General features: G+C 73.6%; 20 protein-coding genes. 10 read left to right on the top strand and 10 right to left on the bottom strand.

Going from position 1 to position 26217, the window contains the following annotated elements:
* Positions 1 to 71: 71 nt before the first annotated feature.
* Genes ACZ3I4_RS04750 through ACZ3I4_RS04730 form a run of 5 tightly spaced genes read left to right on the top strand, consistent with a single transcriptional unit; the run spans position 72 to position 7216 of the window.
* Positions 72 to 2045: a beta-galactosidase gene (locus tag ACZ3I4_RS04750; protein WP_465380500.1), complete on the top strand. Its 1974-nt coding sequence runs from the start codon at positions 72 to 74 to the stop codon at positions 2043 to 2045.
* Positions 2042 to 2938: a carbohydrate ABC transporter permease gene (locus ACZ3I4_RS04745; protein ID WP_465380499.1), complete on the top strand. Its 897-nt coding sequence runs from the start codon at positions 2042 to 2044 to the stop codon at positions 2936 to 2938. The genes ACZ3I4_RS04750 and ACZ3I4_RS04745 overlap by 4 nt, the downstream gene beginning before the upstream one ends.
* The gene (locus ACZ3I4_RS04740; RefSeq protein ID WP_465380498.1) at positions 2935 to 3789 is read left to right on the top strand and encodes a carbohydrate ABC transporter permease; all 855 of its coding nucleotides are present in this window, start codon (positions 2935 to 2937) and stop codon (positions 3787 to 3789) included. Before ACZ3I4_RS04745 ends, ACZ3I4_RS04740 begins: the two co-directional genes overlap by 4 nt.
* Positions 3790 to 3799: 10 nt before the next feature.
* Positions 3800 to 5122 carry an ABC transporter substrate-binding protein gene (locus ACZ3I4_RS04735; RefSeq protein ID WP_465380497.1) on the top strand — a complete coding sequence of 441 codons (1323 nt, stop codon included), beginning with the start codon at positions 3800 to 3802 and terminating at the stop codon, positions 5120 to 5122.
* A gap of 6 nt (positions 5123 to 5128) precedes the next feature.
* The gene (locus ACZ3I4_RS04730; protein ID WP_465380496.1) at positions 5129 to 7216 is read left to right on the top strand and encodes an alpha-galactosidase; all 2088 of its coding nucleotides are present in this window, start codon (positions 5129 to 5131) and stop codon (positions 7214 to 7216) included.
* 30 nt (positions 7217 to 7246) lie between these two features.
* On the opposite strand, the gene ACZ3I4_RS04725 is transcribed toward ACZ3I4_RS04730, so the two are convergent.
* The 7 genes from ACZ3I4_RS04725 to ACZ3I4_RS04695 all read right to left on the bottom strand — a co-directional run bounded on the left by ACZ3I4_RS04725 (position 7247) and on the right by ACZ3I4_RS04695 (position 18190).
* The gene (locus ACZ3I4_RS04725; protein ID WP_465380495.1) at positions 7247 to 10024 is read right to left on the bottom strand and encodes an FtsX-like permease family protein; all 2778 of its coding nucleotides are present in this window, start codon (positions 10022 to 10024) and stop codon (positions 7247 to 7249) included.
* Positions 10021 to 13143: an FtsX-like permease family protein gene (locus tag ACZ3I4_RS04720; RefSeq protein ID WP_465380494.1), complete on the bottom strand. Its 3123-nt coding sequence runs from the start codon at positions 13141 to 13143 to the stop codon at positions 10021 to 10023. Before ACZ3I4_RS04720 ends, ACZ3I4_RS04725 begins: the two co-directional genes overlap by 4 nt.
* Before the next feature lie 16 nt (positions 13144 to 13159).
* Positions 13160 to 13837 carry an ABC transporter ATP-binding protein gene (locus ACZ3I4_RS04715; RefSeq protein WP_465380493.1) on the bottom strand — a complete coding sequence of 226 codons (678 nt, stop codon included), beginning with the start codon at positions 13835 to 13837 and terminating at the stop codon, positions 13160 to 13162.
* Entirely contained in the window at positions 13834 to 14721 is an 888-nt protein-coding gene (locus ACZ3I4_RS04710; RefSeq protein WP_465380492.1) for an ABC transporter ATP-binding protein, read from the bottom strand. The genes ACZ3I4_RS04715 and ACZ3I4_RS04710 overlap by 4 nt, the downstream gene beginning before the upstream one ends.
* Positions 14722 to 14795: 74 nt before the next feature.
* The gene (locus ACZ3I4_RS04705; RefSeq protein WP_465380491.1) at positions 14796 to 15737 is read right to left on the bottom strand and encodes a class I mannose-6-phosphate isomerase; all 942 of its coding nucleotides are present in this window, start codon (positions 15735 to 15737) and stop codon (positions 14796 to 14798) included.
* Positions 15738 to 15803: 66 nt separating this feature from the next.
* Positions 15804 to 17501: a sensor histidine kinase gene (locus tag ACZ3I4_RS04700; protein ID WP_465380490.1), complete on the bottom strand. Its 1698-nt coding sequence runs from the start codon at positions 17499 to 17501 to the stop codon at positions 15804 to 15806.
* The gene (locus ACZ3I4_RS04695; RefSeq protein ID WP_465380489.1) at positions 17498 to 18190 is read right to left on the bottom strand and encodes a response regulator; all 693 of its coding nucleotides are present in this window, start codon (positions 18188 to 18190) and stop codon (positions 17498 to 17500) included. Before ACZ3I4_RS04695 ends, ACZ3I4_RS04700 begins: the two co-directional genes overlap by 4 nt.
* A 101-nt stretch (positions 18191 to 18291) precedes the next feature.
* Between ACZ3I4_RS04695 and ACZ3I4_RS04690 the strand changes: the two genes are divergently transcribed.
* The 4 genes from ACZ3I4_RS04690 (at position 18292) to ACZ3I4_RS04675 (ending at position 21792) form a co-directional block, all read left to right on the top strand.
* Positions 18292 to 19317 carry a peptidoglycan-binding protein gene (locus tag ACZ3I4_RS04690; RefSeq protein ID WP_465380488.1) on the top strand — a complete coding sequence of 342 codons (1026 nt, stop codon included), beginning with the start codon at positions 18292 to 18294 and terminating at the stop codon, positions 19315 to 19317.
* A complete protein-coding gene (locus ACZ3I4_RS04685; protein ID WP_465380487.1) occupies positions 19314 to 19988 on the top strand; it encodes an ABC transporter ATP-binding protein in 675 nt (224 codons plus the stop codon). Before ACZ3I4_RS04690 ends, ACZ3I4_RS04685 begins: the two co-directional genes overlap by 4 nt.
* Positions 19988 to 21157, top strand: a complete 1170-nt coding sequence (locus ACZ3I4_RS04680; RefSeq protein ID WP_465380486.1) for an ABC transporter permease — start codon at positions 19988 to 19990, stop codon at positions 21155 to 21157. Before ACZ3I4_RS04685 ends, ACZ3I4_RS04680 begins: the two co-directional genes overlap by 1 nt.
* A gap of 95 nt (positions 21158 to 21252) precedes the next feature.
* Entirely contained in the window at positions 21253 to 21792 is a 540-nt protein-coding gene (locus ACZ3I4_RS04675; protein WP_465380485.1) for a hypothetical protein, read from the top strand.
* Here ACZ3I4_RS04675 and ACZ3I4_RS04670 read toward each other — a convergent pair.
* Positions 21789 to 22370 carry a dihydrofolate reductase family protein gene (locus tag ACZ3I4_RS04670; protein WP_465380484.1) on the bottom strand — a complete coding sequence of 194 codons (582 nt, stop codon included), beginning with the start codon at positions 22368 to 22370 and terminating at the stop codon, positions 21789 to 21791. The two genes, ACZ3I4_RS04675 and ACZ3I4_RS04670, sit on opposite strands and share 4 nt — an antisense overlap.
* 1 nt (position 22371) lies before the next feature.
* On the bottom strand, positions 22372 to 23193 hold the full coding sequence (locus ACZ3I4_RS04665; protein ID WP_465380483.1) for a metalloregulator ArsR/SmtB family transcription factor: 822 nt from the start codon (positions 23191 to 23193) through the stop codon (positions 22372 to 22374).
* Positions 23194 to 23260: 67 nt separating this feature from the next.
* On the opposite strand from ACZ3I4_RS04665, the gene ACZ3I4_RS04660 reads away from it, so the two are divergent.
* Positions 23261 to 23815: an AAA family ATPase gene (locus ACZ3I4_RS04660; RefSeq protein ID WP_465380482.1), complete on the top strand. Its 555-nt coding sequence runs from the start codon at positions 23261 to 23263 to the stop codon at positions 23813 to 23815.
* Positions 23816 to 23858: 43 nt separating this feature from the next.
* Here the strand turns inward: ACZ3I4_RS04660 and ACZ3I4_RS04655 are convergent, their stop codons facing one another.
* On the bottom strand, positions 23859 to 26156 hold the full coding sequence (locus tag ACZ3I4_RS04655; RefSeq protein ID WP_465380481.1) for a putative bifunctional diguanylate cyclase/phosphodiesterase: 2298 nt from the start codon (positions 26154 to 26156) through the stop codon (positions 23859 to 23861).
* Positions 26157 to 26217: the final 61 nt, after the last annotated feature.

Below are 26217 nucleotides of genomic sequence, written 5' to 3'. Positions count from 1 at the left end.
CCGTTCACACATTCGTCATCGGCGGGTCTTCGCGGCGCAATGTGTGCACGTGCACACATGGGAGGAAGCCGATGCTGCGACGTCCGTTCGCCCTGCCCGTTCCGGGCATCGGGCTCGGCTGCGACTACAACTACGAGCAGTGGCCGCCGGAGGTCTGGCGGGCCGACATGGCCCTCATGCGCGAGGCCGGCGTCGGGCTGGCCGCCGTCAACGTCTTCGGATGGTCGAGCCTCGAGCCGCGGCCGGGGGAGTACGACTTCGCCGCGCTCGACGAGATTGTCGGCCTGCTGCACGGGAGCGGCATCCGGCTCAACCTGGGCACCGGCACGGCCAGCGCCCCGCCGTGGCTGACCAGCCGGCACCCGTCGGTTCTGCCGGTCGCCGCCGACGGCACCACGCGCTATCCGGGCGGGCGCCAGGCGTTCTGCCCGAGCTCGCCGATCTTCCGCGAGCACGCGCTGCGCCTGGTCGAGCAGGTCGCTGCCCGGTACGGCGACCACCCGGCCCTGGCCCTCTGGCATGTGTCCAACGAGCTGGGTTGTCACAACGCCCTCTGCTACTGCGAGGTCAGCGCCGCGGCGTTCCGGGTCTGGCTCGAACGCCGGCACGGCACGATCGAGGCCCTCAACAAGGCCTGGGGCACCGCCTTCTGGAGTCAGCGGTACGCGAGCTTCGACGAGGTGCAGCCGCCGCGCCGGGCCCTGTCGGTGCGCAACCCGGCCCAGATCGTCGAATTCCAGCGGTTCTCCTCGGACGCGCTGCTCGACTACTACCGCGCCGAGGCGGCGGTCCTCCGGCGGCACTCGACGGCCCCGATCACGACGAACTTCATGGTCACCGCGCACATCCGCAACCAGGACTACTGGTCGTGGGCCGCGGACATGGACGTCGTGGCCAACGACCACTATCTCGACCACCGCCTGCCCGATCCGGCGGCCGAACTGTCCTTCGCGGCCGACCTGACCCGCGGGCTGGCCGGCGGGCAGCCGTGGATTCTGATGGAGACGGCCACCGGGGCGGTCAACTGGCAGCCCTACAACCTGGCCCGCGAGCGCGGGCAGCTGCTGCGTAACGCGCTCACCCACGTGGCCCGCGGCGCCGACGCGATCTGCTTCTTCCAGTGGCGGGCGTCGGCCCAGGGCGCGGAAAAGTTCCACTCCGCGATGCTGCCGCACGCCGGAACCGACACCGAGGCCTGGCGCGAGGTCCTCGAGCTCTCCGCCACCCTCGGCAAGCTCGCGCCCGTGCGGGGCACGACCGTCGAGGCCGACACCGCGATCGTCTTCAGCTGGGAATCGTGGTGGGCCACCGAGACCGAGGCCCGGCCCTCGCAGGACGTGCTTTACCTCGACCAGGTGCACGCGGTCTACCGGGCGCTGCGCGAGCTGGGCGTGACCGCCGACATCGTCGCCCCCGGCAGCGATCTCGGCCGGTACCGGGCGGCGATCGTGCCCTGCCTGCACATGGTCTCCGACGCCGAGGCGGCCGCGGTCGCGGACTACGTGCGGGACGGCGGGCGGGCCGTGATCACGTTCTACAGCGGCATTGTCGACCCCGATGACCGCGTACGCCTCGGCGGCTACCCGGGCGCGTTCCGCGAGCTGCTCGGCGTGGTCAGCGAGGAGTTCGCCCCGCTGCTGCCGGGGCAGGAGGTTCCGCTGGCCGGGGGCGGCCGGGCCACGGTGTGGACCGAGCGGCTGCGCTGCACGACCGCCGAGGTCGTCGAGGCGTACGCCGACGGGAAGCCGGCCGTCACCCGCAATCAGCACGGATCCGGGCTGGCCTGGTACGTCGCCACGGCGCTGGAACCGGCCGGCCTGCGCGACGTGCTGCGGCAGGCGGTGGGCGACCGGGGGACCGGCGACGGCGACCTCGAGATCGTCCGCCGCCGCGGCGACGGGCGCAGCTACGTCTTCGTCGTCAACCACGGCGGCAAGGACATCGAGCACCCGATCAGCGGAGCCGAACTGGTGACCGGCCGGTCCGTCACCGGGTCGGTGCTCGTGCCCGCGGGTGCGGTCCGCGTCGTCCGGGAGGACGCATGACTCAGACCGTCGCACGCCGCGGACAGCCGATCCGCCACGGACGAGCCGTCCCGTTCTTCGTGGCGCCGTTCGGGATCCTGTTCATCCTGTTCTATCTGCTCCCGATCGGATACGCGATCGCGCAGTCGCTCTACACCGTCGAGCGCACCGGCACGTTCGGACCGGCCCGCGAGGTCTTCGGCGGGTTCGCGCAGTACGAGCGCGTCTTCGCCGACGGCGCGTTCTGGACGTCGATCGGCCGGGTGCTGGTCTTCGGCGTCGTGCAGGTGCCGGTCATGCTCGGCCTCGCGCTGCTGCTGGCCCTGCTGCTCGATTCGGGCCTGGTCAAGGGGCGCCGCTTCTTCCGCCTGGCCTTCTTCGTCCCGTACGCGGTCCCGGGTGTCATCGCCGCGATCATGTGGGGCTTCCTCTACTCGCCCACGCTGTCGCCGCTGCGGCCGGTGACGAGCGCCATCGACTTCCTGTCCGCCGACCTCGTGCTCTGGGCCATGGCCAACGTCGTGACCTGGGTCTACGTCGGCTACAACATGCTGATCATCTATTCGGCCCTGCTGGCCATCCCGTCCGAGGTGTACGAGGCAGCGCGGCTCGACGGGGCGGGCCCGGCCCGGATCGCCTGGTCCATCAAGATCCCGCTCGTCATGCCGGCCATCGTGCTGACCACCGTCTTCTCGATCATCGGCACACTGCAGCTGCTGGCCGAGCCGCAGGTGTTCCGCAGCTTCTCCTCGGCGGTGTCGAGCACGTACACGCCCAACCTGACCGTGTATTCGACGTCGTCCATCCCGAACTTCAACCTGGCCGCCGCGTTCTCGGTCGTGCTCGCGCTGACGACGTTCGTGCTGTCCTTCGTGTTCCTGCGGGCCACCCAGCGCAAGGGAGGTGCCCAGTGACCGCCCCGGCGGCGGCGACGCCGGCCCGGCAGCGGGTCGTGCCCATGCTCGTCATGGCCGTCTGCACGCTCTATTTCCTGGTGCCGATCTGGTGGCTGTTCGTCGGCGCGAGCAAGGGCGCGGACCAGTTCACCAGCACGGACCCGCTGTGGTTCGCCCGCTTCGACCTGTTCGCCAACATCGGCGACCTGATCGCGTACCGGGACGGGGTCTTTCTCCGCTGGATGCTCAACAGCGTCCTCTACACCGGCGGCGCCGCCCTGATCGGCACCGTCCTGGCCGCGATGTGCGGCTACGCGCTGGCCAAGTACCGGTTCCGGGGGCGCGAGCTGCTCTTCAACGTCGTGCTCAGCGGCGTGCTGGTGCCGGCCACCGCCCTCGCCCTCCCGCTGTTCCTGATGTTCAGCCGGGTCGACGCGACCAACACGTTCTGGGCGGTGTTCCTGCCCAGCCTGGTCAACCCGTTCGGCGTCTATCTGGCCCGCATCTACGCCACCGCGAGCGTCCCCGACGACCTGCTCGAGGCGGCCCGCATCGACGGCTCGGGCGAGATCCGCACGTTCTTCCAGGTGTCCACCCGGCTGATGGTCCCGGCCCTGGTCACCATCTTCCTGTTCCACTTCGTCGCCGTCTGGAACAACTTCCTGCTCCCGCTGATCATGCTCAGCGACGAGCGGCTGTTCCCGGTCACCCTCGGCCTCTACACCTGGAACACCCAGGTCAACCAGATCCCCGAACTGCGCGGACTGGTGATCGTCGGCGCCCTGCTCTCGATCACGCCCCTGGTGGTCGCGTTCCTTCTCCTCCAACGGTTCTGGCGCAACGGCCTGGGTGCCGGCGCCGTCAAGTAAAGGACACGAGATGCGTAAATCGATAGCCGCCGCCGTGATATCGGTCCTCGCCCTGTCGGCGTGCGGCTCGGGCGGCGACGAACCCGGGACCACCACCACCGCCGCGGCGTCCTGCGCGCCGTCGTCGGGCCCGGTCACCCTCACCTACACCACCTGGATCCCCGGGATCGAGAAGGTGGTGAAGGCCTGGAACGACAAGAACCCCAACATCCAGGTCAAGGTGCAGACCGGCCCCAACGGCAACGGCGGCACCTACCAGAACTTCTTCAATCAGCTCAAGGCGGGCAACACCCCGGACCTCGGCCACATCGAGTACGACGCCCTGCCCAGCTTCCGCGTCCAGGACGGGCTCTTTGACGTCGCCAGTTGCGACATCGTGGCCAAGGCCAAGGACCAGTTCATCGGTTGGACGTGGAACCAGGTCAGCTTCGGCGACCCGAAGTCGGCCTGGGGCATCCCGCAGGACTCCGGCCCGATGGCGCTGTTCTACCGGGCCGACCTGTTCGGGAAGAACGGCATCCCGGTGCCCAAGACCTGGGAGGAGTACGCGGCGGCGGCCGAAAAGGTCAAGGCGGCCGGCGGCTACATCACCAACTTCTCGCAGAGCGACATCAACCAGTTCGCGGGCTTCGCCTGGCAGGCCGGCGGACGCTGGTTCGCCAACGACGGCCAGCAGTGGACGGTCGACCTGACCGACGACAAGACCAGGAAGGTAGCCGACTACTGGCAGAACCTGATCAGCAAGAAGCTGGTCTCGACGGTCCCGCCGTGGACCACCGAGTGGGACAACGCCTACAACTCGAACTCGGCCTGGACCTGGGTGTCGGCGGTCTGGGGAGCCAACTCGATCATGAGCGGGGCGCCGCGGACGGCCGGCAAGTGGCGGGTCGCGCCGATGCCGCAGTGGAGCGCGGGCGAGAACATCGCCGGCAACTGGGGCGGCTCGGCCACCGCAATCTTCAAGAACAGCAAGCACCCGTACGAGGCCGCGCAGTTCGCCCTGTGGCTGAACACCAGCGAGGAGGCGCTCGGCCTGCTCAACGCCGAGGCCCAGCTCTATCCGGCCACGACCGCCGGAACCAAGTATTCGTACCTGGCCGACCCGGTCGAGTTCTATGGTGGCCAGAAGATCTACGAGGTCTTCGCCGAGGCCTCCACCCAGGTGACGCCCGACTTCACCTGGGGACCCACGATGACCTCGACCTACACCAGCGCGTCGGACGGGTTCAAGGCGGCGGTGTCCGGCCGGGGCACCCTCGTCGACGCCCTGACGGCCGCCCGGAAGTCGACGATCGAGACCCTCAAGTCCCAGGCCATCCCGGTCAAGGAGTAACCCGCGTTGCTGATCCACCTGCAGGCCGCAGGCGCCAGCCTCGTGCTGGACGCCCGCGGCCCGCAGCCGCCCGCCGTCCTGCACTGGGGAGCCGGCCTCGGCCACCTCACCGGGGACGACCTGGCTGCGTACGCCTCGGCCGCCGTTCCGGCCGTCCCGCCCAGCTCGCTCGACACGCCGCCGCGGCTGTCGCTGCTGCCCACCCTCGGCGACGGCTGGAGCGGGCGGCCCGCCTTCTCCGGCTCTCCCGGCCGGCCCCGGTGGCGGCTGACCGAGGTTTCGCAGCCGTCGCCCGACTCGGTTCTTATTGCGCTGTCGGCCGAGGCGCTCGCGCTGACCACGGAGATCGAGCTGAGCGCGCAGGGCGTGCTGCGGATGCGGCACACCGTGACCAACACCGGCGACGCCGACTTCGAGCTGGGGTCGCTCGGCGTGCTGCTGCCCGTGCCCGAGCGGGCGGCCGAGGTGCTCGACTTCGCGGGCCTGTGGGCGTACGAGCGGCAGCCGCAACGCACCCCGCTGCGCCATGGGGCCTGGACGCGCGAGACCCGGCACGGCCGGCCCGGGCACGACGACCCGTACGTGATGATGCTCGGCACGCCCGGCTTCACGTTCTCCGCGGGTGAGGTGTGGGCCGTGCACCTGGCCTGGAGCGGCGACAAGCAGCTCTGGGCGGAACGGCAGCCGCTCGGCGCGACTGTGCTCGGCGCGGCGGAACTGCTCGCCCCGGGCGAGGTGCGGCTGACCCCCGGCGGCGAATACACCACGCCGTGGACCGTCGCGGTGTGGTCGGCTCAGGGCATCGACGGGCTGTCCCGGCGGCTGCACGACTGGATCCGCTCGCGCCGGGCGCCGCTGCGGCCCCGCCCGGTGGTGCTCAACACCTGGGAGGCCGTCTATTTCGACCACTCGCTGGAGCGCCTGACCGCGCTGGCCGACGCGGCCGCCTCGGTCGGGGTCGAACGGTTCGTGCTCGACGACGGCTGGTTCACCGGCCGCACCGACGACCGGCGCGCGCTCGGCGACTGGACGGTCGACCCGGTGCGCTGGCCGGACGGACTCGGACCGCTGATCGAGGTCGTGCACGAGCGCGGCATGGAGTTCGGGCTGTGGCTCGAGCCGGAGATGGTCTCGCCCGACTCCGACCTGGCCCGCCCCCACCCCGGCTGGATCCTCGGCGGGCCGGACGCGGCGACCTGGCGGCATCAGCTGGCGCTCGACCTGGCCGTGCCCGCGGCGTACGAGCATCTGCTCGAGGCCATCAGCGCGCTGCTCACGGCGTACGACATCGCCTTCGTCAAATGGGACCACAACCGCGACCTGCTGCAGGAAGGATCGGCCCACCGCCAGACGACCGCGCTCTACCGGCTGCTGGCCGAGCTGCGGCGGCGGTTCCCCGCGGTCGAGATCGAGAGCTGCGCCTCCGGCGGGGCCCGGATCGACCTGGGCATCCTCGACCTGGCCGACCGCTTCTGGATCTCGGACACGAACGACGCCCTGGAACGCCAGCAGATCCAGCGCTGGACCAGCGTGCTGATCCCGCCCGAGTTCCTCGGCTCGCACGTCGGGGCGCCGGTCGCCCACATCACCGGCCGGTCCGGGGCGCTCAGCTTCCGCCTGGCCACCTCGCTGTTCGGGCACGCCGGCATCGAGTGGGACCTGACCACGGCCACCCCGGACGAGCGGGCGCTGATCGCCGAGTGGGTGGCCGCGTACAAGCAGCACCGGGCCCTGCTGCACAGCGGAACCGTGGTCCGGTCCGACGGCGACGATCCCGTACGCCTCGTCCACGGCGTCGTCTCAGCCGACCAGCGGACGGCCCTCTATGCCCTGGTGGCGTTGCGCGCCCCCGGTTCGGCGATCCCCGCGCCGGTCCGCTTCCCGGGCCTGGACCCCGGCCGGCACTACACCGTGCGGCCGCTGACGCTGGGCGGCGCGCCGCACGCCCTGCAGGACGCCCCGCCGCCCTGGCTGGCCGCCGGCGAGGTGACGCTGCCGGGCCGCCTGCTGATCGAAACCGGTCTGCCGCCGGCCCTGCTCACCCCCGAGCAGGCGATGCTGTTCACCGTCGAGGCGGTCACCCCGCGCGGATGAGGTCGCGCCGGGCGGGCCGTGGCAACGAGATCAGCTGTCGCCGACGCGCAGGGTCTCGCCGAGGCGCCGACGGCGGCGGGCCGCCGCCTCGGCCGTCACGATCGCGACCAGGGCGAGCGCCAGAGCCGCCGCGGTGGCCGCCTCGAGGGCCCACCACGGCGTGACGGTCACCGGGTCGGACGCCTGCCGGGTCAGCAGACGCAACGCCAGCGGCCCGAGGGCGAGCCAGGCCAGCAGGGCGCCCAGCACCGGCGCGAATACGGCCGCGAACAGCGGCGCGGGCATCAGCTCGCCCGCGGCGACCCGGCGGGTGTCGCGGGGACGCAGCCCCAGGGTCCGCAGCCGGGCCAGGGTCTCCCACCGCGGGGGCGCGCTCGCGGCCGCCGCCAGCGCGAAGCCGAGCAGGCCCAGGACCAGCAGGATCACCGCCGTGAGAAGGCAGAGGCGGGCCAGCGCGGAGGTCAGCGGGGCCGTCGTGCGCTCCTCGAGCACCTCGGAGCGGACCGTGACCAGCCCGTCGGCCCCGGCCGTCCGGATCGCCTGGGCGGCGCCGGGACCGGTCACCCAGATCGTGTTGGGCTCGAACGTCAGGCCGGCCGCCTTGGCCGCGGCCGCATCGATGATGACCACGTCGTCACCGGCGCCCAGGACGGGAGCCCGGCCGACGGCGGTGAGGTCGACCGCCTGGTTGGTCACCACCGGCAGCCGGAATCGGGTGCCGGGGGAGAGGCTGCCGTCGGCCGTCCGCACCAGGGCCGACACTGTGCCGCCGTCGCGGGTCGTCAGCCCCGCCGGGGCGGACAGCGGCGGGAGCGGGGTGTCGGCGAGCAACTGTCCGAACGCCGCGGTGTCGACCACGATCAGGCGGGCCGGGACCGAGGTGCCGTCGGCGATGAAGTGGGCGTTCTCGTTCACCGCGGCCGCGACCGCGTGCCGGACGCCGGGGGCGGCGGCTATCCGCTCGGCCACCCCGGACGCCCCGGCCCGGAACTCGGAGCTGAGCTTGAGCCGCGCGTCGGCCCCCGTCGTCTGCCAGGCGCCGTCGGCCAGCCCGCGCTCGGTGGTGGCGTACAGGGTGACCGCGAACGACCCGAGGGCGAGGGCGGTGGTCAGGGCGACGGCGGGCAGGGCGCGCGCGGACGTGGCGGCGGCCCGGGCCGCTCCGAACAGCGCCATCGGGCGCCGCGAGCGCAGGGCGAGCCGCAGCACGCCGCCGGTGGCGAGGGGCAGCAGCCGGGCCAGCAGCAGGGTGACGGCCAGGGCGCAGAGCACCGGCGCGGCGGCGGGCAGCGCGCCGTCCCGCCCGGTGCCGGCGACGATGCCCCGCTGGCGCAGGGCGACGAGCGAGGCCGCGGCCAGGGCCACCACCGTCGCGTCGGCCGCGACACGACGGATCAGCCCGGTGCGCCGGATCCAGCGGCGGGCGCTGCGGTTGGCCGGGGCGCGGCGGTCGCGGGTGGCCCGGGCCGCCGTGAGTGTTCCGAAGGCCGGGCCGGCACCTATCGCGACCAGCACGAAAGGCACCACCCAGGTCAGCGAGGCACTGCCGGTGACGATGACGGCGAGCACGAGCCCGAGCAGGGCGGCGGGCACGGTGACGGCGGCCGACTCGATGGCCAGTTCGGCGGCCAGCCCGGGCAGGGAGGCGCCCCGGTGCCGGGCCGTGGTCAGGGCGCCCGCCCGGCGGCGGGTGAGCAGGTCGGCGGCGAGCGCGATGACCAGCAGGGCGGCCGCCAGCACCCCGATCAGCAGCACGGACGCCTGGGCCGACGTGGTGGCGATCTGGTCGCGCAGGTCGCTCAGCACGCTGTCGAGCTGGGTCGCCCACTTGAACGACGGGTCGCGTTCGGCCGAGACGGCCGAGCTGCCCTTGAGCGAGGCGACGGAGGCGGCCAGGGCCTGCGCCGACTCCCAGGTGAGGGTTTCGGGGTCGGCGTCGAAGCGGACCACGCGGCGCATCTGGTCGGTGCGCAGAGCGAGCCGGGCGTCGGGCAGCGACTCGGCCGACAGCAGCGCCCCGAGGCGGGTGCTCCCCAGGCCGTCCCGGTTGGCCGACGGTTTCAGCACCCACGGGGCCTGGGCCCACGCGGGATCGGCGGCGTCGACGGGCCGGAAGACCCCGGTCACCCGTACGTTGTAGGGGGTGCGCCGCTCGTCCTGCACCGGGATCCGGTCGCCGGGCCGCACGCCGAGCGCGGCCGCGTCGGCCTCCGACAATCCCACCTGGATCGGCCACGGCGGGCCGTTGAGCGGGATCTCGATGTCCTTGTCGGTGGTCGAGGCCCCGGGCGCGCGGCCGGCGATCCAGGTGACCGCGGGCGGGCCGGCCGGGTTGATCAGATATTCCAGCTGCAGGCGGCGCTGGACACTGCCGTCGGTGATGGCCAGCGCGATGCTGGAGACGGTGGTGACCGGCGGGCGTAGCGCCGAGCGCAGGCCGGGATCGAGTTCGTCGGCGGCGCGGCCGCCCAGATCGCCGACGTCGGCCGCCAGCTGCGGCATGCGCATGCGGCCGCCGGCCGGCCCGTAGTCGTCGACCCATTCCGACTCCACCCGGACGGCGGCGTCGTCGGCGGCCCGGCGGACCGCGTCGCGGGTGGCGTCGTCCGAGGTCAGGCGGATCAGCGGCGGGGTCGCGCCGGCCAGCAGGACGACGGCGGTGACGACGCCGGCGACCAGCAGCAGCGGCCCGGCGTCGGCCCGGGCCCGCCCCCGGATGCTGGGCCAGTGCAGAACGGCCAGGCCCCGGCCGAGCTGAGCGCGCAGGGTGGCGAGCAAGCGGGCGATCAGGGCCCGGAGGGCGGTCACGAGGTCACCCGCAGATGGGCGGCGTCGGCCCGGCCGGCCTGCACGAAGACGGCGACGCTGGTGACCAGGCCGCAGGCGGCGATCAGCAGGACCAGCAGCAGGGCCTCGGCCCCCCAGGGCCAGTGCGCCGTCGCGGCCGGGATCGCGACCGCGCCCGACTCCGAACGGATCAGCAGCGGCGCTATCAGGTAGGAGGTGAGGGCGCCGGCCACGGCGCCCGCGGCCAGCAGAGGCAGCAGGACCGCGGCGTGTTCGCCGATCAGCGCGGTGCGGATGTCCCGCCGCGACACCCCGAGGCCGCGCAGCCGGGCCACCTCGACCGCCCGGGCCTGCATGTCGGTGACCACGTTGAGCAGCACCCCGCCGAGCAGCAGGACGACCGCGGCGGCGACCAGGATGCGCAGCACGGCCGGGTAGGAGGCCCGCAGCGGGCTGCCGGTGAGCCGTTCGGTCTCGGCCGCCCGGGTGGTCACCGGTCCGAGCCGCAGCTCGCCGGCCCGCGTCACGGCGTCGGCGCGGCCGGGGTCGCCGACCCACCACGCCGTCACGGGCGAGTTCGCGTTCCCCTTGACGGCCAGGGCCCGCGCGAGCCAGTCCACGTCGGCCAGCACGGCCGCGGCCCCGGGGGCGGACGGCACATCGGGCACGATGTCGCTGACCACGGCCTGGACGGCCGTCTGGTCGACGGCGAAGGCCAGCTCGGATCCGCGCTGGGCGCCGACGTTGCGGGCCAGGCCGGCCGAGACGACAACCGGCATCGGCCCGGGGTCGGGGAAGGCCGTGGCCACCAGGACGCGGCTGGACGCCGCGGCGTCGGCGAAGCTCACGGTGGCGCTGAGCCGCAGCCGCCGGCCGTCGAGGGCGACCTTCTCGGCGGTGAGCTGGCTCGACGACGGGTCACCCGACCGGACGGACCATTCGGGCGCGGCCGACGCCCCGGGCAGGGTCAGCGTGACGTCGATGGCGCTCACGTTCTGCACCTCCGTCTCCCCCGAGATCGGCAGGGCCACCCCGACCAGCCGCAGGCCGTCGACCGGGGCGCAGCCGGTCACCGCGTGCGGACGGCCGTCGAGCGGGGCCGGGTCGGCCGGGCATCCGGTCCGGAGGCCGTTCTCGTCCTGGAGCATCAGCTGCGGGGTCACGAGGATGGGCTTGCTGCCGGTGGCCGTTCCGGTCAGCGTGAGAGCGGTGCCGCGGGGCATGGCCACCCCGGTCGCCGGGGCCGCGGGCCGCAGCGGGCGGGTCACCCCGGCCCAGTCCCGGCCCTGGTCGAGCCGGCCCCGCAGCAGGCCGGTCTGCCGGGTGTCGACGGCGACCAGGCGCGGGGACGCGTCCGGACCGCCGAGCCACTGGCCGACCACGATGTTCTGCCGGGCGACCGGGCTGACCGTGCCGCCGGTGGCGTCGCGGACCACGGTGCTCTGGCCGGTCAGCGGCGCGGCGGTGAGGGTGAGGGCCAGGTCGGTGCCGACGGACAGGTCGGCCTGCTCGCGCTGGTTGGTCTGCCAGGTCGCGCCGAACGCCGTCCCGAACGTCGCGGCCGCGCAGCCCAGGCAGATCAGCAGGCCCGCGGCCAGGGCCTGGGGGCGCCGGGCGGCTCCGGAGGCGGCCAGCGCCCAGGTGAAGCCGCGTGCGTGCCCGGCCAGCCGCTCGGCCAGCCGCAGCAGGGGTGGCAGCAGCCGCAGCGCCACCGCGGCCCCGGCCGCCAGGATCAGGGCAGGGGCCAGCACCCGTACGGCATCGGCGCGATAGCCGGCCCCGGTGGGCTGGGACCGCAGCTGCCACCAGCCGACCACGGCCAGCACCAGGAGCAGCAGGTCGAGACCGGAGCGGGCGAGCAGTTCGCGACGGTCGCGGGTGACGGTGACCGGCCGCGCGGCCAGCAGGATGTGCATCGCGGCCAGGACGAGGGCCGCGATCGTCACCACCAGCAGCTGGATCCCGGTCACGACGACCGGGGCGGTCAGTCCGGCCCCGGACAGCGGGGGCACCCGGGTCAGGCCGGCGTAGAGCAGGGACGAGCCGGGCACGGCCAGCGCCACGGCGACCAGGGCGATTCCGCCGGCCTCGATCCCGGCCACCCCGGTGAACTGCCGGCGGCTGGCGCCGAGCGCGGCGAGAAGATCCGTTTCCCCGGCCCGGACCCCGGTGGTCAGCCGGCCGGCCAGGGCGAGCGCGATCGCCGTCAGCAGCAGGCCGATCAGCGCCATGGCCAGCACCGCCCCGGAGGTCAGTTCCTGCTGCCGGCGCGCGTTGAGCAGGACGCCGGGCAGCGGGGAGGCCACGCGTTCGACCTCGATGCGGTCGCCCAGCGTGCCGTCCAGCCGGCGGTCGGCCCGCAGCAGCGAGGCGGTGACCTGGTCGAGGTCGCGGCTGGTCGGGTCGGACAGGTCGGGGCGGGCCGAGACCTCGAGGCGGCTGAGCGCGGACCGGCCGGCCAGCAGCTGGTCCAGGCCGATCAGGAACGGCCCGTACGCGTGCACCGGCCGGGCCGACGTGCTCTCGAGCGGGTCGGGGTCGTAGCCCGACCCGCCCAGGGGGTCGCGGTCCCAGCCCGCGTCCTGCAGCGGCCGGACGACGGCGACCACGGTGACGGCGAGCGGCCCGTTGGGGTCCCGGCCCATCTCGCTGCCGAGGCGGACCCGATCGCCGGGTTCCAGCCCGAGCAGCCGTGCGGTGCTCTGCAGGACGGCCGCCTCGACCGGGGACGCGCCCGGGCGGGGCCAGCGGCCGGCCACCAGCGCGGCCCGGTCCGGCAGGTCCTCGATGGCGGACAGATAACCCCCGCCGTCCGCGCCGGCCATCGGCAGCTCCCGCATCACCGACGCCGCCCGGGTCACCGTGGTGGCCGTGAACGGCGCGACGGCCGTGGTGAGAACCGAGCGGGTGTCGGCCGCGACCGACCGGGCGTCGGCCGCCGACACCCCGGCCACGTAGGCGGTGACGGCGACGTCGTCCGGTTCGGCGCGGGCCGCCGAGACCTCGAGCGAGCGCTGCGACGTGCGGGTGATCAGCAGCGTGCTCGTGCCCAGCAGGGTCGTGCCGATCACGAGGGTGGCCAGCAGCGACGTGAGCAGCGGCCAGTGGGCGCGGGCCCGCCGGGCGACCAGTTTCAGCACGGGAGCAGCCCGGAGTTCACGGCGTCACGTGCCCGTCGGCTATCCGGATCACCCGGTCGGCCAGCGCCATCATCACCGGGTCGTGGGTGGCCACCACGGCGGTGACGCCCTCGGACTCGACGACGCCGCGCAGCAGCGCCATCACGGCCAGGCCGGTCTCGGCGTCGAGCTGGCCGGTCGGCTCGTCGGCGATCAGCAGCCGGGGCGAGGCGGCCAGGGCGCGGGCGATCGCCACCCGCTGCTGCTGGCCGCCGGACAGCTCGCCGGGCCGCTGCTCGGCATGGCCGGCCAGACCGACCAGGTCGAGCAGCAGGGCCACCCGCTTCTCGCGCTCGGCCGGATCGGCCCTGGCCAGCCGCAGCGGCACGCCGACGTTCTCGGCCGCCGAGAGCACCGGGATGAGGCCGAAGGTCTGGAAGATGTACGAGACCCGTTCGCGCCGCAGCCGGGACAGGCCGTCCTCGTCGAGGCCGCCCAGGTCGAGCCCGTCGACGACGACCGTGCCGGAGTCGGGCCGGTCGAGCCCGCCGATCACGTTGAGCAGGGTGGTCTTGCCGGAGCCGGAGCGGCCGACCAGCGCCACCATCGTGCCCGGCTCGACCTCGAACGACACGTCGCTCAGCGCGTGCACGGCGGCCGGGCCGGTGCCGAAGGTCCGGGTCACGCCGCGCACGGCGAGCAGGGCGGCGCTCACGCGTCGGGCCGGATCGTGATGTGATCGGGTTCCAGCGCCAGCCGGACCCGCCGGGTCAGCGTGAGCGCCTCGCGGTAGTCGCGGGGCACCTGGATGCGCCCGGCCCGGTCCATCACGGCGTACTCCTCGGCGATGACGTGGGTGCCGCCGTCGTCGGCGGTCGTGGTGCGGCGCAGCACCTCGCTGCTGGTGCGCCCGTCGCGGATGGCCACGGTGCGTTCGACCTGACCGCTGACGGCCGGGTCGTGGGTGACGACGACGACGGTGACGCCGAGGTCGCGGTTGACGTCGCGCAGCCCGGCGAACACCTCGGCCGATGTGGCGGTGTCGAGCTCGCCGGTCGGCTCGTCGGCCAGCAGCACGTGCGGCCGGTTGGCCAGGGCGACCGCGATCGCCACCCGCATCTGCTGCCCGCCGGAGAGCTGGCCGGGCCGGCGTTTGGCGCAGGAGCCGACGCCCAGGGCGTCCAGCAACTCACCGCTGCGCTCGCGGCGTTCGGCCGCGGGGACGCCGGCCACCGTCATCGGCAGGTCGACCATCTGCTCGGCGGTGAGATAGGGGATGAGGTTGGCCGCCGTCTGCTGCCGGACGAAGCCGACGGTGTGACGCCGGTAGCGCACCCGGTCGGCCCGCGACATCGACAGCAGGTTCCACCGGCCGACCCGGGCCCGCCCGGCCGTCGGCGCGTCCGTCCCGGCCAGGATCGACAGGAGCGTCGACTTGCCCGACCCCGAGGCGCCGACCACGGCCACCATCTCGCCCCGCTCGACCACCAGGTCGAGGCCCTGCAGCGCCTGGACCTCGATCGGCCCGGTCTGATAGATGCGCACGAGGCTCTCGCACTCGATCAGCACGCCGTCGCCCGGCTCCGACGCACCCGGCATCCCGTACCTCCGCCCGTGACGATCCTCGTTGTACCGGAACCTCACGCAACTTACGCCACGAGATCAAGAGCGGGTCAGGCAGACAGCCGGATCACTTCGAGATCGCCTTCGGCGCGGAGCGGGCCGGCGGCGTACGGGACCAGGAGGGTGTCGCCGCGGCGGACCGGCCGGGCGTCGTGCTCGCCGCTCAGCGTGCCCGAGCCGGCCACCACGACGAGGATGCTGAAACCGCGGGGCAGCCGGTCGCCGCCGGTGTGGCGGGTGGCCGAGAAGAACTCGTCGGCCGCCGCGGGCAGCAGGCGGTCGCCGCCGCGCAGCTCGCCCAGGCGCGCCGGCGACCAGGCGCTGCGGTCGACGCACTGCAGGGCCAGGTCGTAGCCGAGCTCGAGGTGGCCGTCGGTCAGGCCGAAGCCCTCGTATTCGAGCAGCACCGAGAAGTCGGTCGGCTCCTGCACCTCGACCAGCAGGATGCCGTCGCCGATGGCGTGGGGCAGACCGGCCGGGCAGAGGATGGCGTCGCCGGCCGCGACCGGGATGCGGTTGGTGGCGGCCAGCATCTCGCCGGCGTTCTGACCCTCGACCCAGGCTGCCAGCTCGCCCGCCTCGACGTCGCGCGCGAAGCCGAGGTGCACGAACGCGTCCGGGCGGGCCGAGACGATCACCCACGCTTCGGTCTTCCCGTACGGGGAGGCGAGGTGCTGCCGGGCGAAGCGGCGATCGGGGTGCACGTGCAGGGGCAGCCGCTGGCCCGCGTCGAGCAGCTTGACCAGCACGCCCGTGTCGGCCCGGCCGGGGCCCAGCCAGTAGCGCGGCTCGGCGGCGATCGCCCCGGCCAGCAGGCGCCCGTCGGGCAGGCTCGACTGCCCCGACGGGCCGAGGCCGAACCGGTCGGTGGTGGAGCCGACCCAGTCCTCGGGGCGGTCGGCCAGGGCGGGCAGGGTGCGGAACGACGCGATCCGGCCGGCGCCCCGGTAGAACGTCTCGGGCTGGTTCGCGGGCAGGGCAAGGACAGTCATGAGTGAGCTCCAGCAATCGCCGGGAGAAAGCCGCCGACAAGAGTGTCGCCCGGGTCGCGTCGCCGATCACCGGCGGGGCAGCCGGACGGTGAAGGTGCTGCCCACACCGGCGGTGCTGGTCACGGTGATGTCGCCGCCGTGCGCCTGGGCCAGCTTGCGGGCGATCGACAGGCCCAGCCCGCTGCCGCCGGTCGACCGGGCGCGCGAGCGGTCGGCCCGCCAGAACCGGTCGAAGACGTGTGGCAGGTCGGCCTCGGCGATGCCCTCGCCGGTGTCGGCCACCTCGACGATCAGATCGCCGGCCCGGGGCAGGGCGCGCACCTCGATCCGGCCGCCGTGCGGGGTGTGGCGCAGGGCGTTGCTGACCAGGTTGCCGACGATCTGCCGGAACCGGACCGGATCGACCACCGCCCGCAGGTTCGCGCCGGCGCGCAGGACCACCGTGCCGCCGTGCGCCTCGACCACCTGGCCGAGCAGGGCCGGGACGTCCTGCGGCGACCGGGTCAGGGTCAGCGTGCCCGCGTCGGCGTCGGCCAGGTCGGACAGGTCGTCGACGATGTGCTGGAGCAGCGCGGCCTCCTCGAGCAGCAGCCGCACCATGTCGTCGTCCAGGTCGGCCAGCCCGTCCCGCCCGGCCGACAGCCAGTTGCGGATGTTGGTCAGCGGGCTGCGCAGCTCGTGGGCGATGTCGTCGACCATCGTCCGGCGCCGGTTCTCGCTCAGCTCGCTGCGCTCGGCCAGGTCGTTGAGCGCCCCGGCCAGGCGGCCGATCTCGTCGCGGCGGGCGATCGCGACCGGCGACGGGCGGTGGGCGGCGCTGTCGGCGGCGGCGGTGAGCGCGCGCAGCGGCCGGATCAGGCGCAGACCCACGATCAGGGTCGCGGCGACCGCGGCGAGCAGCACGAACACCGTGGCCCCGGCGATGCGCCGGGTGCTCGCGGGCGACAGGTCGAACACCGGCGCGGGCGGCCGGGCCGGGGTGCTCAGCCAGAGGCGGGCCGGAGCGGCGACGTACGGGCGCAGCTGGGCCCGGCGGGCCGAGTCGACGCAGTCCTGGATGTCGTCGGTGTTGCCCCGGGTGTCGGCGTTCACGTAACGCCAGGTGAAGCCGGGGCCGTCGAAGCTGATCTCGGGCTGGTGGCGGGCCTTGAGGCACTGGACGAGCCGTTCCTTCAGCCTGTCCAGCGCGGCGCGTTCGCCGGCCGTCGGCAGATCCTCACGAAACGGGCAGTCGTACTTCCGGATCGGGACCGCGGGGGCCATCCGGACGACGGAACGGCCGCTCGGCAGCTCCTCGATCGTCGCCTCCAGCCCCTGGCCGCGCAGGCACGCCACCCGGCGGTCGACCAGGGCCCGCTGGGCCGACCGGTCGCGCGGGCTCAGCGCGTACGGGCCGACCGCCCGGGCGTCGATGGTGGCGCCGAGCGGATCGAGCACGGCGTCCGGGCGCTGGGCCGGGGGAGTGCCCGTGATCGGGGCGCCGTCGGCCTGCGCCAGCGCGATCTGCCGCCCGGTCTCGGCCGAGAGCCGCCGCACGGTCGCGTCGACGCCGTACCAGCTGCGGTGGGTGGCCGCGAAGCCGAGCAGCGTGTCGTAGATCCGGGAGTCGCCGGCCAGCGACTGCCCGCGCTCCTGCTGCACCGCCCGGGTCGCCGTCTGGGCGGCCAGCCAGGCCGCGGCGCCGACGGCCAGCACGACGATCAAAATCGAAGTTCCCAGCAGCCGTACGACGAGACTGCGGTGCAACGGCACGGTCCGGCTCATCCGGCCGAGCCGTCGGTCAGCTTGTACCCGACGCCGTGCACGGTCACCAGGTAGGCCGGCCGGCGCGGGTCGCGTTCCAGTTTGCGGCGCAGGTTGACCACGTGCATGTCGATGCCGCGCTCGGTGGCGTTGCGGTCGAGCCCGCCGATCCGCTCGACGAGCTGGGGGCGGGTGAAGACCCGGCCCGGCTCCGCGGCCAGGGTGGCCAGCACCGCGAACTCGCCGCGCGTGCAGCTCACCTCGTCCCCGTCCAGACGCACGGTGTGACCCGAGGGGTCGACCGTGAGCCCGCCGACCCGGATCCCGTCGGCGACCGGGGGCCGCCGGGCCGCGCGGCGCAGCAGGGCCCGCACCCGGGCCACGAGCTCCCTCGGGTCGTACGGCTTGGTCAGGTAGTCGTCCGCGCCCACCTCGAGCCCGAGCACCCGGTCGTCGGCGCTCGACCGGGCGGTCAGCATCAGGATCGGCACGTCGTAGTCGACCCGCAGCACGCGGCACACGTCGCGCCCGTCGACCTCGGGCATCATCAGGTCGAGCACCAGCAGGTCGGGCACCCGCAGGCGGACGGCGGCGATCGCGGCCCGGCCGTCGGCGACCACCACCGGGTCCCAGCCGGCCGCCAGCAGGTAACGCCGGACGATCTCGGCCTGCCGGGGATCGTCCTCGGCGATCAGGATTCGAGCGAGCACCGCCCGACTGTAGGCGGCCCGATCATGGCCGTCGCGAAATCTGACAGTCCCTCGACAAATCCCCGACCGGACGCCGATGATCACCGGGCACGGTCGTCGGCATGCGTTCAGCAAGACGAATGATGGTGCTGGCCGTCGCCGTGGCAGCCGTGGCCGCCTGCACCAAGGAGGCGCCGCCACCGGCCGCGCGGGAACCGGCCGCGACCGTGGCGGTCGAGCGCACCGACCTGACGACCGCCCGCACGATGGACGGCACCCTCGGCTACGGCGCGCCCCGCGTGATCAAGTCGCCCGCCGGGACCGTGACCTGGCTGCCCCCGGCCGGCACGGCGGTGAAACGCGGCAGCGTGCTGTACCGCAACGACGACCAGCCGGTGATCGCCTTCTACGGCACGACCCCGCTCTTCCGCCGGGTCGGCAAGCCCGCGATGTCGGGCCGGGACGTCCGGGTGATCGTCGACAACCTTCGCGCGCTCGGCTACCGCTGCGGCGACCAGCCCCCGAAGAAGCCCCGGCCCGGCGACGCGGTCTACACCCCGGGCGTGATCGCGGCCGTCAAGCAGTGGCAACGCGACACCGGGCTGCCGATCACCGGCTCGGTCGACCCCCGCGACGTCGTGGTGCTGCCGGGACCGGTGCGGGTCAGCCAGATCAGCGCCCAGCTCGGCGATCCCGCGACCGAGGGCGTGCTGGCCGTGACCACCGGCCGCAAGGTGGTCACGGTCGGGGTGCGGGCCGGCGACCTGGGCTCGATCCGGGCCGGCGCGGCCGTGAAGGTGGAGCTGCCGGGCGGGAAGACGACGGCCGGAACGGTGAGCCGCGTCAACCGGGTGACCCAGCCCGGCGAGGGCGAGCAGCCCGAGGTCGGGGTCACCGTCACGGTCGACGCTCGTACGGTGAAAAGCCTGGACTCGGCCCCGGTGCGCGTCTCGTTCGCGGGCGAGTCCCGCACGGGCGTGCTCGCCGTGCCCGTCGCGGCGCTGCTGGCCCTGCGCGAGGGCGGCTACGGCCTGCAGATCGCGGACGGTCCGCTGGTCCCCGTCGAGACCGGCATGATCGCCATGGGCCTGGTCGAGGTGCGCGGCGACGGACTGGCCGAGGGCACCCGGGTGGTGACGGCGGCATGACCCTCGCCGTACGCGACGTCACCATGACCTACCGCGGCGGCGTGACCGCCCTCGACCACGTGTCGCTGACCATCGCCGACGGGGAACTGCTGGCCATCGTGGGCGCGTCCGGCTCCGGCAAGTCGACGCTGCTGCACCTGATGGGCACCCTCGAGCGGCCCACCTCGGGCACGGTCACCGTCCAGGGTCACGACGCCGGCCGCCTGTCCGACCGCCAGGTGTCCGCGCTGCGCGCCCGCAGCCTCGGGTTCGTCTTCCAGCAGTTCCACCTGACCGACGGGTTCACCGCCACCGACAACGTCAAGACCGCCCTGCTGTACGCCGGGGTGCCGCGCCGCCGCCGCACCGCGCTCGCCCACGAGGCCCTCGACCGCGTCGGGCTGGCCCACCGGCGCGAGCACCGGCCGCACCAGCTCTCCGGCGGCGAGAAGCAGCGCGTCGCGATCGCCCGCGCCCTGGTCACGAACCCGGCGCTGGTGCTGGCCGACGAACCCACCGGCGCGCTCGACACCGCGACCGGCCACGCGGTGCTCGACCTGCTCGTCCGGCTCAACGCGGAGGGAACCACCATCGCCGTCATCACCCACGACCGGGACCTTGCCGCCGCCCTCCCACGCCGGATCGAGCTCAGCGACGGCCGGATCGTCACCGACACGGGAGCGCTCGCGTGATGCGAACTCCGCGTCTGTCCCTGCTGGACCATCTCTCCCTCGGGCTGACCGGCCTGCGCGTACGCCGGATGCGCGCGGCCCTGTCGGCGCTGGGCATCGCGATCGGGATCGCCACCATGGTCGTGGTCATGGGCATTCCGGCCTCCAGCCAGCGGGCCCTGATGCGCGACCTGGACCGGCTGGGCACGAACCTGCTGCAGGCCAGCGCCCTGCCCGACCAGAACCCGCCGGTGTCGTTCGACGGGCGGGCGGCCGAGATGGCCGCGCGGATCGCCCCGGTCACCGCGACCGCGGCCGTGGCCAACACGCACAGCACCGTGGCGCGCAACGAGCGTACGGACAACTCCGAGGCCACCACCGTGCTGGCCGCCCGCCCGCAGCTGCTCGGCCTGCTCGGCGGCACGGTCCGCGCCGGGCGCTGGCTCGACGGGCCGCTGCCGACCGTGGTGCTGGGCGCCGAGGCGGCCGTCCGGCTGGGCATCGAGGACCCGGACGGCGGGCCGCAGCTCTACATCGGACGGCGCTGGTTCACCGTGACCGGCATCCTCGCGCCGATCCCGCTCGCTCCCGAGATCGACCGGTCGGTGCTGGTCGGCTGGCCCGCCGCCCAGCGCGAGCTCGGCTTCGACGGCCGCCCGACCGTCGTCTACGTGCGCAGCCACGAACCGGCCGTCGAGGACGTGCGCGAGGTGCTGCCGGCCACCGTGCTGCCCGGCCGGCCCGGTCTCGTGCGGGTCACCCGCCCGTCCGACGCCCTCGCGGCCAAGCGCGCCACCGAGACCACCTTCGGGGCGCTGTTCCTCGGGCTGGCCGGGGTGGCGCTGCTCGTCGGCGGGATCGGGGTGGCCAACACGATGGTCATCTCGGTGCTGGAACGCCGCCGCGAGATCGGGTTGCGCCGGGCCCTGGGCGCTCACCGCGGCCAGATCCGCACCCAGTTCCTGGCCGAATCCGTCGCCCTGTCCCTGCTCGGCGGCCTGGCTGGGACCGTGCTGGGCGTGGCCGCGACCGTCGGCTGGGCGCTGCACCAGAACTGGCCGCCGGTCGTTCCGCCGGTCGCGCTCGGGGCCGGGCTGGGTGGCGCGCTCGCCGTCGGCGTCGTCGCGGGCGTCTACCCCTCGATGCGGGCCGCCCGCCTGACCCCGACCACCGCCCTGGCCTCCACCTGACCCTCGCTTCCGTTCCACCTTCGGCTTCGAGCTTCCGTTCCACCTCGGCTTCGGCCTTCCGTTCCACCTTCGGTTTCAACCTGAAAGGGACCGTCATGCGTCTCGTGCTCCTGCTCGCCCTGCCCCTCGCCCTCGCCGGCTGCTCGGCCGCCACCGAAGCCTCCGCCCCCGAGGTGGCCTCGGTCAGCGCCCCGGCGTCCCGGACCGCGGTGGCGGCCGCACCCGTGATCCGGCCCGACACCACGTCCGAGGAACAGGCCCGGATGGGTCAGCCCTGGATGCGGTGCCTGCGCGACAACGGGATCCCGATGCGGACCACCGAGACCGGGCTGCTCGACGTCGACGCCCGCGGCAACACCAAGGGCACCAACGGCCGCATCATGGCCGCCGACCCGAAGATCGTCGCCGTCTGCGGCAAGCTGCAGCCGGTGCTCGCCCCGGAGCTGGACGAGGACAAGAACCCGTACTGGGCCGACGACGACGAGAACTACCACAAGTGCCTGGTCACGCACGGCAGCAAGCTGGTCAAGAAGGACGGCAAGTGGGTGCCCGGCCCCGGCTGGAACGACCAGGCCCCCGATGAGGCGCGCGACCTGGCCTGCCAGGCGGAGGCCTACGACGGCAAACGCGGTTAACGCGCCCGGTCGTAGACGAGAGCCAGCTCGCCGTGCTCGCCGGCGGTCTGGCTGACCAGGTTCCACTTCGCCCCGGGCCGGTTCCCGTCGAACAGGCGGGGGCCGTCGCCCAGGAACAACGGGAAGACCATCAGAGCGAGGCGGTCGACCTCGTCCGCGGCCAGCAGGGCCCTGATCACGCTCGCGCTGGAGAACACGACGATGTCGCCGCCTTCCTCCTCGCGCAGGCCGGCGACCACCTCGGGGGCCGGCCGGTCGACCACGGTCGTGCGCTCCCACGGTGCCTCGGTCAGGGTTCTCGAAAGCACCACCTTCTCCGCCGCGACAAGCCATTTCGCGTACGCCTCGTCGCGCGGGTCGACCCCGTCGGCGCCGATCACGGTGGGCCAGAACCCCAGGAACCCCTCGGCGTTCACGCGTCCGAGCAACGCCGTGGTGGCCGGTTCCCACAAGCTGGTCAGGTGCGCCCGGGCGACGTCGCTGACGGCGTACGGCAGAACCCACTTCATCTGCGGGTCCCCCGGATCGGCGTAGCAGCCGTCCAGGGACAGGCTCATGTTGGTGACGACTCGGCGCATCTCAAGCTCCTTCTCGGGTGTTCGGGCTGACGGTGGCGACGAGCCGGTCGAGGCTCTGACCGAAACCGATCTGGATGCCGGCGATGAAGTCGGCGGCCTCGATCGCGCTGCCGGTGACCCGGTAGCCGACGTCGAGCCCGGTGCCCTCGCCGGTGGCCCGCAGCGTCAGCACGACGTGGGCCGTGAAGGCGGGGCGGCCGTCCGGAAGCAGCGGCGACAGGCGGTAGGCCAGCCGGGTCCGCTCGTGCACGGCGTCGACCACGCCCTCGGCCCGCCCGGCGACCGGCTCGCTGCCGTCGGCGTCCTCGGCGTCGCGGTACTCCTGCACGATGCGCCCGCCCGGCCGTGCCTCGAAGACCAGCTCGGAGGTGCGCAGATCGTCCGGCGTCCACCACCGGGCCAGCAGGCCGGGGTCGGTGAGGTGCCGCCACACGAGCCCGGGGTCGGCCGGAAGCGTCCGGGCGAACCGGAACGAGCGGCCGTCGGCCCACCCCGCGGCCCCGGCGGCTTCCCGCTCGGCGTCGAGGGTCAGGCCGTGACGCTCGAACGCCGCGCCGGCCCGCTCCCCGGCGTCCGCCAGCCCGGCCAGTTCGGCCGCAAGCTCCCGCAGTACGCCGGGCCGCAGCGCATAGACGCGGCGCTGCCCGGTGCGCCGGGACGCGACGAGGCCGGCCCGCTCCAGCGTCTGCAGATGCTTGGTCGTCTGCGGCTGCCGGGCCCCGGCGAGCTGGGCCAGCACCCCGACCGGGCGGGGCCGCTCGGCCAGCAGCTGGACGAGCTGCCACCGAGCCGGGTCGGCCAGGGCGGCCAGGACTGCATCCATGGCCGAAGCATTCCTCACCGAGAATATTCTTGTCAAGGAATAACGTAGAGTTCGGTAGAGTCGCCGAATGGTGCAATTCGTCCATCTGAACGGGCCGCCGGGCATCGGCAAGTCGACGCTGTCGGCGCTCTACGCCGATCGCCATCCGGGGGTCCTCCACCTCGACGCCGACACCGTGCAGCGCATGGTCGGCGGGTGGCGGGACGAGCGGATCGACACCTGGCCGGCCGGCTCGGCTCTCGTGCGGGCGATGGCCGCCACCCACCTCGACGGCGGGCGGGACGTCGTCCTGCCTCAATATCACGCCACGGTCGAGGAGATCGCCGAGTGGGAGCGGCTCGCGCGCGACCACGGGGCCGCCTTTCGCGAGGTCGTGCTGATCGACGACCGGGACGCGGCCATCGAGCGCTTCCAGCGCCGGGCCCGCGACAGCGACGACGCCTGGGTCCGTCACCATCACCGGCTCATCGAGCAGGGCGGCGGCCCGGCCGCGCTGGCCACCATGTACGACAACCTGATGGAGGTCGTACGCCTCCGCCCCGACGCGGTGGTGGTGCCGAGCGCGGCCGGGGCGGTCGAGGAGACCTACGAACGTTTCGCGGCGAGCCTGGGCACCGGGTAACACGGGCACCACCTCGCCGCGTCTGCGAGGGGCAGTGGCGGCTCTACGACGGGACGGTGGCCGACTCGACGATCAGGCGGGCCGCGTCGGGCGGGGGCACCGGGCGCGAGTAGTAGTAGCCCTGGGCGCGCTCGCAGCCCAGCTCGCGCAGCAGCTCCACCTGTTCGGCGGTTTCCACGCCCTCGGCGATCGTGCCCAGGCGCAGGCCGGAGGCGAGGTCGATGATGGCCTTGACCATGATGCGGGCGGCCGGGTCGGTGGTGCCGGGGGCGGGCATGAACGACCTGTCGATTTTGATGTGGTCGATCGGCAGGTCGCGCAGGTAGGCCAGCGACGAATACCCGGTGCCGAAGTCGTCCACCGCCACCCGTACGCCGTGCGAGCGCAGCAGGGTCAGGTGCCCGATGGCCTGCTCGGTGACCGCGCCCTCGTCGACCAGGACGCCCTCGGTGATCTCCAGGATCAGGGCGGCCGGCGGCAGCGCGGTGCCGGCCAGCGCGTCCAGCACCGTGGCGGCGAAGTCGGGTTCGCGCAGCTGACGGGGTGACACGTTCACCGACACGACGGTGCCGTACGCGCGGTGCCAGTCGGCCACCACGCGGCACGACTCCCGCAGCACCCACGTCCCGATCGGCACGATGAGCCCGCTGTCCTCAGCGATGCCGATGAACTTGTCCGGCGGCACCATCGGCACGCCCGGGGGCTGCCACCGGATCAGCGCCTCGACACCGGTGATGCGCTCGTCGGCCAGCCGGATCAGCGGCTGGAAGAACACGACCAGCTCGTCGCGGCTGATCGCGCGGCGCAGCCGTTCCGTGGTCCGCGCGGCCTCGAGGCGCTTGTCGCGCAGCTTCTGGTCGAACTCCACGAGCTTGTCGCGCCCGGCCTCCTTGGCCGCGTGCAGCGCGAGGTAGGCGTCGCGTACGACGTCGGCCGGCAACAGCCCGTCCTCGAGTTCGCGCAGGCCGATGCTGACTCGCGCGAACAGCTCGTTACCCTGCACCGGCATCGGCCGCCGCATGGCCTCCAGCACCTGCTCGGCGGTGTCGCGGACCTCGGCCACGGTGACGCCGACGAGCAGGACGGCGAACTCGTCGCTGTGCAGCTTGGCCACCAGCTGCCGCTCGATGAGCAGACGCAGGCGGGCCGCGACCTGCACCAGCATCTCGTCGCCCACGGTGTCGCCGAACCGGTCGTTGACCTCCTTGAACGCGTCCAGGTCGAGCAGCAGCAGGGCCCCGGGGTGTTCCCGGGCCAGCGCGGTGGTGAGCCGGTCGTAGAGCACCGAGCGGCCGGGCAGGCTGGTGAGGATGTCGTGCTCGGAGCGGTACCGCAGTTCCTGCTGGAGCTCGGCCTCCTTGTGCAGGGCCGCCTCGAGGGCGGAGGCGCGCCGGTCGGCCACGTGGTTGAGCTGGCGCATGCGCTGCACGACCAGCGCCGAGGTGAGCGCGGTGGCGATGCTCGGCACCACGACGTCGAGGCTGCTGAGGCTGTTGCTCATCCCCTCGTGCAGCAGGAACAGGCCGGTGAGCACGGGCGTGGCCACAACTGTGCCGATGTAGATCCTGGTCGTGCCCGGGGCGCCCGCGGCGGCATCGAGCGGCACGGTGCGGGCCATCGAGGGGTGCAGGGCCGCCACCGCGAGCAGGCCGTTGCACAGAACCCAGCCGACGATGCTCACGATGGTCGGGAAGCCGGCTTTGCTGCCGACGGTCAGGTAGGCGGTGTCTGCCAGGAGCCGTACCAGGCACGAGGCGGCGACCAGCCGGTAGGCGAGCGCGCGGGAGTCGCTGAGCAGCAGAAGCCGTACGCCCAGAGCGAGCAGGGCAAGATCGAGGAACGGCTCGACCAGCAGATAGGCGTGGGTGCGGAGATCGCCGGTGTCGATCAGCGCCGGATCGACGAACATCATCCACCAGACGACCGCCGTGCCGCAGGTGATGATGCCGCTCTCGGTGAGCCCGGCCCGGGCGGCGCCGGGCCGCCCGTGATTGGGCATGAGGGCCACCCCGGCACACAGGATGGGATAGGTGATGCCGTAGATGACGTTGATGGCGGCCGCGTTGGCGGTCACCGACGAGGGCAGCACGGCCGACCAGATGACGTTGCCGATCAGGGCCAGCCCGACCGAGGTGAGGATCAGCCACCAGGCCGCCGGGAAGCGGGGCCGGTGCAGGCGGACACCGGCCGCGATGGCCGCCATGGCCAGGGTGGCACTGGCCAGCATGAGCCCGGCCAGCTGCCCCAGCGTGGACACCGCGAACGCGAGGAGAACGAGCAGCGTCGCGGCGGCCACACCGGCCCACAGCAGCGGCGCCGCCCGGCGTGACACGTTTCCCACGATCCTCACCATCGCATGACCGAGCGCGCCGGATGTCCCGAATGGGCAGGTCAGAGCGGAT

The organism is Actinoplanes sp. NPDC021490, from assembly GCF_055562135.1.
The sequence above is the reverse complement of the archived record's forward strand: the minus strand, read 5'-3'. Positions and strand labels throughout refer to the sequence as shown.